This window comes from Stenotrophomonas sp. KH_052, assembly GCF_057838755.1.
Genome location: NZ_CM174475.1, coordinates 1814615 through 1827497, shown reverse-complemented (window position 1 = coordinate 1827497; position 12883 = coordinate 1814615). Strand labels below are relative to the sequence as shown.

General features: G+C 66.2%; 11 protein-coding genes. 2 read left to right on the top strand and 9 right to left on the bottom strand.

What is annotated here, in order from left to right; translation table 11 throughout:
• Positions 1-64: 64 nt before the first annotated feature.
• From AC3ITW_RS08475 to AC3ITW_RS08450, 6 genes are all read right to left on the bottom strand, one after another.
• Positions 65-1486: an efflux transporter outer membrane subunit gene (locus AC3ITW_RS08475; protein WP_100468168.1), complete on the bottom strand. Its 1422-nt coding sequence runs from the start codon at positions 1484-1486 to the stop codon at positions 65-67.
• The gene (locus AC3ITW_RS08470; protein WP_012510730.1) at positions 1480-2217 is read right to left on the bottom strand and encodes an SDR family oxidoreductase; all 738 of its coding nucleotides are present in this window, start codon (positions 2215-2217) and stop codon (positions 1480-1482) included. The genes AC3ITW_RS08475 and AC3ITW_RS08470 overlap by 7 nt, the downstream gene beginning before the upstream one ends.
• Positions 2218-2282: 65 nt before the next feature.
• Positions 2283-5453 carry an efflux RND transporter permease subunit gene (locus tag AC3ITW_RS08465; protein ID WP_012510729.1) on the bottom strand — a complete coding sequence of 1057 codons (3171 nt, stop codon included), beginning with the start codon at positions 5451-5453 and terminating at the stop codon, positions 2283-2285.
• Between the two features lie 112 nt (positions 5454-5565).
• Positions 5566-6792, bottom strand: coding sequence for an efflux RND transporter periplasmic adaptor subunit (locus tag AC3ITW_RS08460; protein ID WP_012510728.1), 1227 nt, complete (start codon positions 6790-6792; stop codon positions 5566-5568).
• Between the two features lie 91 nt (positions 6793-6883).
• On the bottom strand, positions 6884-7654 hold the full coding sequence (locus tag AC3ITW_RS08455) for an SDR family NAD(P)-dependent oxidoreductase (protein WP_012510727.1): 771 nt from the start codon (positions 7652-7654) through the stop codon (positions 6884-6886).
• Positions 7651-7878 carry a hypothetical protein gene (locus tag AC3ITW_RS08450; protein WP_012510726.1) on the bottom strand — a complete coding sequence of 76 codons (228 nt, stop codon included), beginning with the start codon at positions 7876-7878 and terminating at the stop codon, positions 7651-7653. Before AC3ITW_RS08450 ends, AC3ITW_RS08455 begins: the two co-directional genes overlap by 4 nt.
• A gap of 147 nt (positions 7879-8025) precedes the next feature.
• Here AC3ITW_RS08450 and AC3ITW_RS08445 point away from each other — a divergent pair, with 147 nt between their 5' ends.
• Positions 8026-9057, top strand: coding sequence for a LysR family transcriptional regulator (locus AC3ITW_RS08445; protein WP_012510725.1), 1032 nt, complete (start codon positions 8026-8028; stop codon positions 9055-9057).
• Between the two features lie 242 nt (positions 9058-9299).
• Here the strand turns inward: AC3ITW_RS08445 and AC3ITW_RS08440 are convergent, their stop codons facing one another.
• Together AC3ITW_RS08440 and AC3ITW_RS08435 are read right to left on the bottom strand one after the other, a co-directional pair.
• Entirely contained in the window at positions 9300-9995 is a 696-nt protein-coding gene (locus AC3ITW_RS08440; RefSeq protein ID WP_012510724.1) for a YiaD family glycine zipper/OmpA-like lipoprotein, read from the bottom strand.
• Between the two features lie 139 nt (positions 9996-10134).
• Complete coding sequence (locus tag AC3ITW_RS08435; RefSeq protein WP_489390231.1) at positions 10135-11550, bottom strand: cryptochrome/photolyase family protein; 1416 nt, start codon at positions 11548-11550, stop codon at positions 10135-10137.
• Positions 11551-11659: 109 nt separating this feature from the next.
• On the opposite strand from AC3ITW_RS08435, the gene AC3ITW_RS08430 reads away from it, so the two are divergent.
• Positions 11660-12244, top strand: coding sequence for a hypothetical protein (locus tag AC3ITW_RS08430; RefSeq protein ID WP_012510722.1), 585 nt, complete (start codon positions 11660-11662; stop codon positions 12242-12244).
• 19 nt (positions 12245-12263) lie between these two features.
• Here the strand turns inward: AC3ITW_RS08430 and AC3ITW_RS08425 are convergent, their stop codons facing one another.
• Positions 12264-12875 (bottom strand): inorganic diphosphatase, encoded by a 612-nt coding sequence (locus tag AC3ITW_RS08425; protein WP_489390230.1) that lies wholly within the window; start codon positions 12873-12875, stop codon positions 12264-12266.
• Between the last annotated feature and the right edge of the window lie 8 nt (positions 12876-12883).

Sequence of the window (12883 nt, the reverse complement as noted above, 5' to 3'; positions counted from 1 at the left end):
TGCCAGCCCATCGCCGGCCCTGAAGAAGAAAGGGACGGAAGCCTTCGCGTCCGTCCCCTCCCCTTTACTGCACCTGCGCCACACTCGGCTGTTGAGGTGATTGGCCCCAACCGCCCAGCGCCTTGTACACACCCACTACGCTGACATTGACCTCGGCTTCGGCCGCGGCCAACGCATCATCAGCGGACAGCTGGGTGCGCTGTGCATCCAGCAGGGTCAGGAAGTCCTCCGAACCCTCGCGGTAGCGGATCTGCGCCAGCGACTCGGCACGCCGTGCCGCCTGCGCCTGCTCGACCACGATGGCCAGGCGCGCCTGCTGCTTGGAGTAGCGGGTCAGCGCGTTCTCGGTGTCTTCCAGTGCCAGCAGCACGGCCTGTTCGTATTGCGCGGCGACACCTTCAGCCTCGGCCTTGCTTGCACGCAGGCGTGCACGCACGGTGCCGAAGTCGAACGCCGCCCAGCTCAACGACGGGGTCAGCGACCAGGCTTTGTTGTTGCCGTTGACCAGCCCGCTGGCGTCACCGCCGAGGAAGCCGACGAAACCGGACAGCGACAGCCGCGGGAACAGATCGGCAGTGGCCACGCCCACACGTGCGGTCGCCGCCGCCAGGCGACGCTCGGCCACGCGCACGTCGGCACGCTGGCGCAGCAGCTCGCGGGTATCACCCAGCGGCAACGCCTTGGCGAATGCCGGCACTTCGTGCGGCGCAAGCATGGCGGTCAGCGTTTCCGGACGCTGGCCCAGCAGAACCGCCAGGCGGTTGCGCGACTGCGTTTCGGCCACTTCCAGCAGCGGAATGTCGGCCTCGATGGCCTTCAGCCGGGCACGACTGCTCTGCACGTCCAGTTCGCTGCCGGCGCCCAGTTCCCAGCGCGCCTCGGTCAGCTTCTGCGTTTCGCGCAGATTGACGAGAGTGTGCTGGGCCACGGCGATGCGCTTCTGCGTGCCGCGCAGTTCGAAGTAGTTGCGAGCCACTTCGGCGGCGACCAGCACCTGTGCGTCGGCCAGGTTGGCCTGCTCGGCATCGAGGTCGGCACGCGCGGCTTCTGCAGCACGGCGCTTGCGGCCGAACAGATCCAGCTCCCAGCCCGCATCGAAGCCGAGCTGGTAGCTTTCACTGAACACCCGCTGCCCACCCAGCTGCGGATCGGGTTGCTTGCGGCGATCGTAGCTGCCGCCTGCGGTGACATGCGGCGCCTGGTCGAAGCGGCTCTCGACGAACACCGCACGGGCCTGGCTGACGCGGGCCACGGCCACACGCAGGTCCAGGTTGTCCGACAGTGCGCCATGCACCAGCTCTTCCAGCACCGGATCATCGAACTGCGCCCACCAGCTGGCGACCGGCGAAGTGGTGCTGAATACCGGCTGCTGCGCACCCTGCAGCACCACCGGTTCCTGCACCGGCGCCTTGTAGTTCGGTCCGACGCTGACACAGCCTGCCAGCACCAGGCTGGAGACGGCCATCGCCAACGTGCGGATCACCATGGCAGCACCTCACCCAGGTAGGTGAAGCTGCCGTTCGGACCTTCATGGCCGATCAGTGCCATCTGCACGCTGGAGCGCGCGCCTTCGCTGATCTCGATCTCGCCGTGGCCGCCGTTCATATCGGTTTTCACGTAACCCGGATGCACGGTATTGACCTTGATCTGGGTGCTGCGCAGTTCATGGGCCAGCGCCAGCGTCCAGCTGTTTACCGCTGCCTTGGAGGCGTTGTACGCGGGGATCTTGAAATCGTAGATGCCCGAGGTCGGATCAGCGTGCAGGGTCTGCGAGCCGAGCATGCTCGATACGTTGACGATGCGCCCGGACTTGGCCTGCCTGACCAGCGGCAGGAAGGCCTGGGTCACCGCGACCAGTGCGTACACGTTGGTGTCGAAGGTGCGCTTCCAGGTATCCAGCGACTGTTCGGACGGCGCCTGTGCCGGGTTCTCGATCATGATGCCGGCGTTGTTGACCAGGATATCCAGGCGCCCGTGGCGCTGGCGTACCTGCTCGACCGCTTCGGCGATGCTGGCCGCGTCGGTCACGTCCAGCTGGATGGCTTCCACCGGCAGGCCCTCGGCCTGCAGCTTCAGTGCCTGCTCGACGGCGGTCTCGCGCTTGCGGCCGGCCAGCAGCGTGTGCACACCGGCCTGGGCCAGCTGGCGCACGGTCTCGGCGCCGATGCCGCGGGTAGCGCCGGTAACCAGCGCGATCTTGTTCTGATGGGAGTTCATGGATTCATGCCTTGTGAGGGGGGAAGCCGCCGCCGGCCAGTGACCGGCGGCGACGGGGTTCCATGTCAGTGATGAATGGTCGGCTCGCCGTGCTGCACCAGCTTGCCACCGCCATTGCGGGTGACGAACTTGCGCAGGGCCACGTAGAAGACCGGCGTCAGGAACAGGCCGAACAGGGTCACGCCCAGCATGCCGGCGAACACGGTGATACCGGTCACCGAGCGCACTTCAGCGCCCGCACCATGCGACAGCACCAGCGGCACCGTGCCGGCGATGAACGCGATGGAGGTCATCACGATCGGGCGCAGACGCAGGCGGCAGGCTTCCAGTGCCGATTCAACGATGCCCTTGCCGCCCATCTCCAGCTCTCTGGCGAATTCGACGATCAGGATCGCGTTCTTGCACGCCAGGCCCATCAACACCACCAGGCCGACCTGCACGAACACGTTGTTGTCACCGCCGGTCAGCCACACGCCGAACAGCGCGGACAACAGGGTCATCGGCACGATCAGGATCACCGCCAGCGGCAGCGACCAGCTCTCGTACAGCGCGGCCAGCACCAGGAAGGCCAGCATGATCGCCACCGGGAACACGATGAAGGCCGCCTTGCCCTGGGTCGCCTGCTGGTAGCTCAGGTCGGTCCATTCGGTGGTCATGCCTACCGGCAGCACCTTGCCGGCGATCTCGGTCAGCTTGTTCATCGCCTCGGCCGAAGACAGCAGGCGCGGGTCGGCTTCACCGGCCAGGTCCGCCGCCGGGTAGCCGTTGAAGCGCAGCACCGGGTCCGGGCCGAAGGTCTGCTTGATGGTGACCATCGAACCGATCGGCACCATCTCGCCACGGTCGTTGCGGGTACGCAGCTTGCCGATGTCCTCGACGCTCTCGCGGAACGGGCCGTCGGCCTGGGCGATCACCTGCCAGGTACGACCGAACTGGTTGAAGTCGTTGACGTAGGCCGAACCGAGATAGGTCTGCAGCGTGTCGAACAGCTCGGTGAGCTGCACGCCCTGCGCCTTGGCCTTGACGCGGTCCACTTCAGCATCCAGCTGCGGCACGTTGGCCTGGTAACTGCTGATCGGGAAGGCCATGCCCGGGGTCTGCGCGACGGTACCCTGCATCGCCTGCACGGCGTTCTGCAGCGCGCCGTAACCCAGGTTGCCACGGTCCTCGATGAACATCTGGTAGCCGTTGCCGTTGCCCAGGCCGAGGATCGGCGGCGGCATCATCGCGAACGCGAAGCCCTCCTGCAGGCCGGCGATCTTCTGGTTGATCTCGGCATTGATCTGCGCGGCGGTACGGCCATGACGCTCGGCGAACGGCTTGAGCGGAATGAATGCCACACCGGTATTCGGGGTATTGGTGAACTGCAGCGCGTTCAGGCCCGGGAACGAAATGGTGTGGGCCACGCCATCGGTTTCCTGGGCGATCTTGGCAACCTTGCGCAGCATTTCATCGGTACGCGCGATCGACGAACCTTCCGGCAGCTTCACGCCCGCGATCAGGTACAGCTTGTCCTGGGTCGGGATGAAGCCCGGCGGCACCAGCTTGAAGATCACGCCGGTACCGACCAGCAGGATCGCGTAGACCACGAACACCGCACCGCGACGGCCGAGGATCTTCGACACGCCACGCTCGTACTTCTCCGAGCTGGACTTGAAGAAGCGGTTGAACGGACGGAACACCCAGCCGAACAGGCGGTCGATGATCCGGGTCGGAGCGTCCTTGGCCGCGTCATGCGGCTTCAACAGGCGCGCGGCCAGGGCCGGCGACAGGGTCAGCGAATTGATCGCCGAGATCACCGTGGAAATGGCGATGGTGACCGCGAACTGCTTGTAGAACTGGCCGGTGACACCGGACAGGAACGCCATCGGCACGAACACGGCACACAGCACCAGCGCGATCGCCACGATCGGGCCGGACACCTCACGCATGGCCTGGTGTGCCGCCGCAGTGGGCGACAGGCCTTCCTCGATGTTGCGCTCGACGTTCTCCACCACCACGATCGCGTCGTCGACCACGATGCCGATCGCCAGCACCAGGCCGAACAGGCTCAGCGTATTGATCGAGAAGCCCAGCAGGTACAGCGCGGCGAAGGTACCCACCACCGACACCGGCACCGCAATCAACGGGATGATCGAAGCACGCCAGGTCTGCAGGAACAGGATCACCACCAGCACCACCAGGGCGATGGCTTCCAGCAGCGTGGAGACCACGGCCTTGATCGAGTCGCGCACGAAGATGGTGGTGTCATACACCGCTTCGTACTTCACGTCGGCCGGCATGGTCTTCTGCATCTCGTCCATCGTCGAGATGACCTGGTCACGGATCTCCAGTGCATTGGCACCCGGCGACTGGAAGATACCGATACCCACCGCGTTCTTGCCGTCCAGCTGCGAGCGCAGGGTGTAGTCACCGGCGCCCAGTTCCAGGCGGGCCACGTCGGCCAGGCGCACGATCTCGCCATCCACACCGCTCTTGAGCACGATGTCGCCGAATTCCTTCTCGGACTTGAGGCGGCCCTGGGCATTGATCAGGGTCAGGAACTGGCTGTTCGGCAGCGGTTCGGCGCCGAGCTGGCCGGCCGAGACCTGCACGTTCTGCTCGCGCATGGCGCGCACCACGTCACTGGCGGTCAGGCCGCGCGATGCGACCTTGTCCGGGTCCAGCCAGGCACGCATGGCGTAGTCGCCACCACCGAAGATCTGCGCATCACCCACGCCCGGAATACGCGCCAGCGCATCCTTGACGTGCAGGCGGGCGTAGTTGCGCAGGTACAGGGTGTCGTACTTGCCTTGCGGCGAGGTCAGGTGCACCACCATCAGGAAGGTCGGCGACTGCTTCTGCGTGGTCACGCCCTGCCGGCGCACGTCCTCGGGCAGGCGCGCCTGCGCCTGCGCCACGCGGTTCTGCACCTTCACCGCGGCCGCGTCCGGGTCGGTGCCCGGGCGGAAGGTGACGGTCATCTGCAGCACGCCGTCGGAACCGGCAACCGACTTCAGGTACATCATGCCTTCGACGCCGTTGATTGCTTCTTCAAGCGGCGTGGCAACGGTCTCGGCAATGACCTTGGGGTTGGCGCCCGGATACACCGTGCGCACCACCACCGACGGCGGCACCACTTCCGGGTACTCGCTGATCGGCAGGATGGGAATTGTGATCAGGCCTGCGGCGAAGATCACGATCGACAGCACCGCCGCGAAGATCGGCCTGTCGATGAAGAAACGGGAAAAGTCCATGGAGGAATTCCTGGAAAAGGCGTTCGGCGGGCAACAGCCACCCTGCCCCTCGCCGATATGACGAAGGCAGGGAAGGCTGCCGCTGGCGCCGGCAGCTAAGCGGGGACGCGGTTCAGTGGTTCAGTGCAGCGGTGGCATCGCGACCCGGTGCCGGCGGCGCAGCCTGCGGCTGCATCGCCACGGCCTTGGCCTGCACCGGCATGCCCGGCATGAAGACCTTCTGCACGCCGTCGATGATCACCTTGTCGCCGGCCGCCAGGCCGTGTTCGACGATGCGCAGGCCGTCGGCGGTGCGACCGAGCTGGATGTCACGGCGCTGGGCCTTGCCATCCTTGTCGACCACGTACACGTACTTGCGGTCCTGGTCGGTCAGCACCGCCTTGTCGTCGATCAGCAGGGCCTGGAACTGGCCGCTGCCGAGCAGTTGCACACGGGCGAACAGGCCCGGGGTGAACTGGCGGTCGGCATTGTCCAGCAGTGCACGGACGCGGATGGTGCCGGTGCTGCGGGCCACCTGGTTGTCGAGGAAGTCGACCTTGCCCGAATGTGGGTAGCCCTCTTCACCGGACAGGCCGACCTTCACCGGCAGATCGCTGTCACGCTCGCTCGGGCGTTCGCCCTTGCGTGCCATCTGTGCGTAGCGCAGGAAGGTGCTTTCGTCGGCATCGAAGTAGACGAACACGGTATCCAGCGACACCAGCGTGGTCAGCACGCTGGCGCTGTCGCCGGCGGTGACCAGGTTGCCGGCGGTAACCATCGCGCGGCCGGCACGGCCGTCGATCGGGGCCCGCACCTTGGTGAACTCCAGGTTGAGGCGAGCGGCATCCAGCGCCGCCTGCGCCGCCTGCACGGCCGCACCGGACTGGTCGGCCGCAGCGCGACGCTGCTCGGCCGTCTCGGTGGAAATGGCCTGCTGCTCGGACAGCCGCTTGGCACGCTCGGACTCGCTGCGGGCCAGGGTGGCCTGGGTGCGAGCGCGGGCCAGTTCGGCAGCAGCGCGGTCGTACTCGGCCTGGTAGCTGCGCGCGTCGATGGTGAAGAGCACTTCGCCCTTCTTCACTTCCTGGCCTTCGACGTAGTTGACCTTGTCGATGTAGCCGGACACGCGCGGGCGAAGTTCAACGCTCTGCACCGCCTCGACGCGGCCGCTGAACTCGTCCCACTGGCTGACCTGCTTGACCAGGACCGGCGCGGCACTGACCTGCGGCGGCGGCGGTGCGCCCGCTTCTTCGGCGTGGCCGCCGCTGCAGGCCGCAAGCACGGCTGCGGCGAGGATCGACACGCCGACCATCGCGATGCGATGGCCGAAACGATGTGGGGTGGTATTGGGGGAAGTCATGGCATGCATCCGTACGGAGGGGTGGTACAGCTAGATGAGAACGTGTTGCAAAAACGGGCGGCGTATCCTGCGACCTCAACCAAGGTCGAGGTCAAGCAACGCCTGCGGTATCGCGCCACAAAGGTGGAATTTCCAGGTGCAGCAGGCCACGCGGCAGTTCGGCATCACTGCTGTCACAACGGACGACGGCGCGGTTGTCGCGGCATCCATCCAGCAGCGAGACCACGCGGCGGCCGACCAGCAGCGAGCTCGGCCACTCGATGCAGGCATTGGCCGCGTTGGCCGGGGTACACACCGGGCTGCAGACTTCCAGCATCTGCGCGCGCACGCCGATCGCCTGCGCTTCCTGGTGCACCACCTGCGCGTACATGCGCATCGCGGCAGCCGTGATCGAGCTTTCGCCGTAACCGGCCCATGGCTTCACGGCGGCCGGGCTGCCGATCATCACGTAGCGACGTGCGTGCACGTTCTCCTGCAGCAACGGCAGCAGGTGGCGCACCGCGTGCACGTGCGGCATCAGGTCAGCCTGCAGCGCGCCGAGCAGTTCATTGCCATTGCGATCGACCACGCGGCCACGCCGGTAAGGACCGCCCATGGCCGCGATCACGGCAGCCAGCGGGCGCGGCCGCTGCGCGACGCGCTCAGCCAGCGCGCGCGCCGAACCATCGTCGCTGAGCGAGCCGAGCAGCGTTTCCAGGCCTGGCTCATCGGCGAACTGCTCATGCAGCGCCGCCAGTCGGCCCGGATCGCGGCCAACCACCAGCACCGGGCTACCGGCTTCCAACAGTGCGCCAACCACGCCCTGACCCACGGCACCGGTGCCGCCGAGAACCAGAACTTCGGGCGTCAGCATCCCATTCACGGGACATTTCCTCCCAAATCCGGGATAGTCCCAATTCGGCGCAGTCGGTCGCCCTTGTGTGGGACCAGGCGGATGGCACCGCCACGCTGCTGACGCATGGGCGCGGTAAACTCACGGAAGTCCTTGTGAACCAAGGAACTCGGGCGGACTTCAACGGTCATTGCCAGGTCCAGGGTGCTCTGGCCGGCGTTCCGGAGACGGGCAAGAATGTTGCGCAGGCTCATGGCGGACGGGCTCCAAATAACGAATGGCGCCACGATAGACCTCAAACCTTTACTTGATTAGTCCTGATTAAGGGGAATAATCATCCCGCTCCCGGTCCAATCGTTCTGTCACGATTGTCCCATCCCCGACGTCCAGGATCCCCGACCATGTCCCACGATCTCAACGAGACGCTGATCTTCGTCAAAGTGGTCGAGCAAGGCAGTTTCATTGCCGCTGCCAAATCGCTCGGCCTACCCAAGACCACGGTCAGCCGCAAGGTGCAGGAACTGGAGACGCGCCTGGGTGCGCGCCTGCTGCACCGGACCACGCGCCGCCTTGGCCTGACCGAAGCCGGCTCGATCTACCACGAACACTGCCAGCGCATCGCGCGCGAACTGGAAGAAGCCGAGAGCGCGGTCAGCCAGCTGCAGTCCGGCCCACGCGGCTGGCTGCGCTTCACCGTGCCCTACTCGATCGGCATCACCTGGATCGCACCACTACTGGGCCAGTTCCATGCGCAGTACCCGGAGATCCGCCTCGACATGCATATGGGCAACGAGAAGCTGGACCTGATTGCCGGCGAAGCCGATCTGGCTTTGCGCGTGGGTGCCCTGCCCGATTCCAACCTGGTGGCACGCAAGCTCGGCAGCCTGCGCACGCAGGTGTTCGCCAGCCCGGCCTACATCGAACGCTATGGTGAGCCGCTGCATCCGGAAGAGCTGCAGTTCCATCGCATCCTGGCGATGCGCAAGCCGTACCACACCGGCAACTCGCCGCGCTTCACCTGGCAGCTGGGCGAGAACGGTGGCGAGCTGCGTGACTTCCCGGTCACGCCGCTGATGACCGCCAACGACATGTCCGCGCTCAATGGTGCGCTGGTGTGTGGCGAAGGCCTGCTGCTGACCGGCGACGTGATGGCCAAGCCGTTCGTCGAATCAGGCATGGTGCGCCGCGTTCTGGCTGGCTGGACCGGGCCGGAGGTGGACTTCAATGCCGTGTTCGCCGGCGGCCGCCTGGTCTCGCCGAAGGTGCGTGCATTCGTCGACTTCCTGGTCGAGAAGCTCAACTTCGACGCGAACTACATGCTGGCCCAGTGCCCGGGCGCGAAACTGGCGCAGCAGCAGCGGGAAAAGGAAGACGCCGCGCTGGAAAGCAGCGGCAAGCGGATTCTGGAGAAGGTGGCCGCTTCGGCGGCATGACCGGACGCATCCACGCACGGCATGGATCTATCCGGCGCGCGGTGCAGCTCCATGTAGAGTCGAGCCATGCTCGACTGCTGTTGGAACGGCGCCGACCTTGGTCGGCGCCGTTCGGAGAAGCCGCAACCGGAAGCGCTATCGGCGTGCCGAGCAACGCTCGGTACCCACAAAAATGCCGCCTGCAAGGGCGGCATTTTCGTTCCGGCCGATGGCCGGACCGGCTCAAGCAATAACGCGTAGCGTTATTGCTTGAGCGGAATCACACGAATCTCGACGCGGCGGTTCTTGGCGCGGCCGGCATCGGTGCTGTTGTCGGCAATCGGGTAGGACTTGCCTGCGCCCAGGGTTTCGATGCGCACGCTCTGCACACCTTGGCCGACCAGGTACTGCGCGACCGAGTCGGCGCGTTCCTTGGACAGGCGGTTGTTCACTGCGTCACTGCCGATGCTGTCGGTGTGGCCGACCACTTCGATCATGGTCTGGTTGTAGTCACGCAGGGTACCTGCAACACCGTTGAGCGAGCCGTAGAACTGCGGCTTCAGGGTCGCCTTGCCGAAGTCGAAGGTGATGCCGTCCGGCAGGTTCAGCATGATGTTGTCGCCCTGGCGCTGCACATCGATGCCGGTGTTGGCGGTGCGCTCGCGCAGTGCACGTTCCTGGCGGTCCTGGTACTGGCCAACGGCCGCGCCGCTGAGCGCGCCGATACCGGCGCCGATCAGCGCGTGCTGACGACGCTCCGTGGCGCTGTCACCGGTCAGCAGGCCGGCGGCCACGCCGATGGCGGTACCGATCAGCGCGTTGCGGCCGGTGCGGTTCTGCTGCTCGGTCGGGTTGCCGTACTGGTCACTCTGTACGTAGGAGCCGCCGGTGGCGCAGGCCGACAGGACGGCCGCACTCATCAGGGCCAGTGCGACGTTGCGGGTGGTGTTGCGGATCATGAGGTTCTCCTTGGTTTCCGGTCGGCCGGCGGCCTGCGGGCGCAAAGAGAATAAACAGCCCGGTGCGATGCCGGAATGATGATCGGGCACGCCGACAGGGCCGCGTTCAGCTAACTGACCGGATCGCCCAGCCCGCACTTTACCCCGCTCCCGACTGCCGGTAAGCAGCCAGCGCGGCATCGCGGCCAACCGCCAGATCCACCAGCGGCGTACGCGGATAGCCCGGGGCATGCGCCGCCAGCAGCAGCGGATGCTGCCACGGCGCGAAGCGCGCCTTCACCGGCAGCGCCGCCAGTTCGGGCACCCAGCGGCTGATGTAGCGGGCCTGCGGGTCGAACTTCTCGGCCTGGGTGACCGGGTTGAACACGCGGAAGTACGGCGCGGCATCGGCACCGGTCCCGGCCACCCATTGCCAGCCCATCGTGTTGTTGGCCAGGTCGGCATCGACCAGGGTGTCCCAGAACCAGCGTGCGCCATGCAGCCAGTGCGCGCGCAGGTGCTTGCACAGATAGCTGGCCACGATCATCCGCACCCGGTTGTGCATGTAGCCGGTGTGCCACAGCTCGCGCAGGCCAGCATCGACGATCGGTACGCCGGTGTTGCCGCGCTGCCAGTCATGCAGCTGCGCGGCACTCGGTGTGGCCCACGGGAAACGGTCAAAGCGTGGGTTGAGGTTTTCGGTGGGCGTCTTCGGGAAGTGGTGCAGCAGGTGGTAGGCGAAATCGCGCCAGCCCAACTGGCGCAGGTAGCCATCGATATCGGCATCGGTCCTGGCACTGCGCAGCCCTTCCAGCGCATGGGCGATGCGCCACGGCGCGATCTCGCCGAAATGCAGGTGCGGCGACATCCGCGAGGTGCCCACGCGATCCGGCAGGTCACGCTGCTCGCGGTAACCGCGCAACGCGCCGTCCTCGAACACGGACAACGCCTCCAGCGCACCGGCCTCGCCCGGCTGCCAGTGCTCCCAGAAGCCGATGTCCCAGTCCAGCGTGGGCGCGAGCCGCAGCTCCTCCAACCCGAGGCTGTCGACCGAATGCGCCGTCAGCGCCTTCGGTGCGGCCTGCAGCGCGGGCAGGCGCCAGTGGCTGAGCACGTTGCGCCAGTACGGCGTGAATACTTTGTACGGCTGGCCCTGCTGGGTGGCGATGTCCCACGGCTCGAACAGCAGGCTGCCATTGCAGCTCTGTGCGTCGATGCCCTGCTCGCGCAGCGTGCGCTTGATGGTGGCGTCGCGCGGCTGGGTGGCTGGCTCGTACTTGCGGTTCCAGAACACCGCCTCGGCGCCGGTCTGTTTGATCAGTGCCTGCAGCGTGGCTAGGCTGTCGCCGCTGCGCAGTACCAGCGAAGAACCGCGCGAACGCAGGTAGGCATCCAGTGCCGCCAGCGAACGGTGGCGCCACGCATCCGAGGCCGCACCGGGTACCCACTCGCCTTCCTCGTGCGGCGCGTGGATGTAGACCGGCACCACATCGTGGCCGGCATCCAGCGCGGCCTGCAGGGCCGGATTGTCCTGCAGCCGCAGATCACGGCGGAACCATACCAACGCTACCGACACATGCACCGCCTTCGTTGTGGAAGGCGGTCATGATAGCCAGCGGCGGTGAAGGCGTTGCACGCAGACCCCGTCTGCTAGTCTGCTGAGCCGCTCCTCTTTGGACCCCGCCATGGATGATCTGCACGCCTCATTCGCCCGCTTCGGGCTGCTGCGGGCCCAGCACGAAGGTGACTGGCAGGGACCGCTCCCGTTACCACCGGTGCTGGCGCGCTTCTACGCGCAGGTGGGACCGCTGGGTCATGAGATCAATTCGAAGGTGGGCAACTCCGGCATCACCATTCCGGGCCTCGATGTCTGGATACCCCCGCTGCAGCGTCTGTGGCGCCACCAAGCCGGTTACCGCTGGAACGGCGTCAGCGGCGAGCCCATCGACAGCTGGCCCTCCAACTGGCTGGTGATTGCCGATCGCGGCGCTGACCCGTTCATCCTCGACCTGGACGACGGCCGCGTGCTGTTCAGTCACCACGGTGCCGGTCTGCTGGATGCCGGCGAGATTGTTGCCGATGTACCCACCCTGATGGCGGTTCTGGCCGCGGCCGGCACCGTGTATCTGGAGGCCGGCGACGACCTCTACGACGATGATGACGATGGGGGCATCCGTGCCGTGCACGAGGAAGCCGCGGTGCAGGCCGTTGCGCAGGTGCTTGGCAACCGCCTGGATGCCGAGTGCCTGCTGGAGACACTGCGAGGCTGAATCCATGCATGGCATGGATCTACTTCTCGAAACGCTGCATCGCCTCGCTGATCAGCACACGCGCTTCGGCGGCATCGCCCCAGCCGTTGAGCTGCACCGGATTGCGCCCCGCCGGCAGGTCCTTGTAGACCCGGAAGAAGGCCTCGATGCGCTGGCGCTCGACCTCCGGCAGATCCTTCAGGTCACGGATGTTGGCGTAGGTCGGGTCGACCTTGTCGGTGGGAACACCGATGATCTTCTCGTCATGCTCGCCGCCGTCGATCATCTTCAGGTAGCCGATCGGCCGGAAGCGCACGATCACGCCCGGATGCAGTGGCTCGCGGGTCAACACCAGCGCATCCAGCGGATCGTTGTCGCCGGCCAAGGTGCGCGGCATCGAACCGTAGTTGGCCGGATAGGCGACCGGCATCGACTGGAAGCGGTCCACATGCACCAGACCATCTTCCTTGATCTCATACTTGGTGAAGCTGCCAGCGGGGATCTCCACCGCCAGGTTTACCTCCTGCGGGGCCTGCTTCGGCTGTGCGACCAGGAACGGATGCAGCACCGCGTCGGCGGCAGCAACCGCACCGGCCAGAATCAGCAGTGCACCGCCGATGGCGGCCATCGGGACGATACGGCGTGTCGTCATGGCGTTTC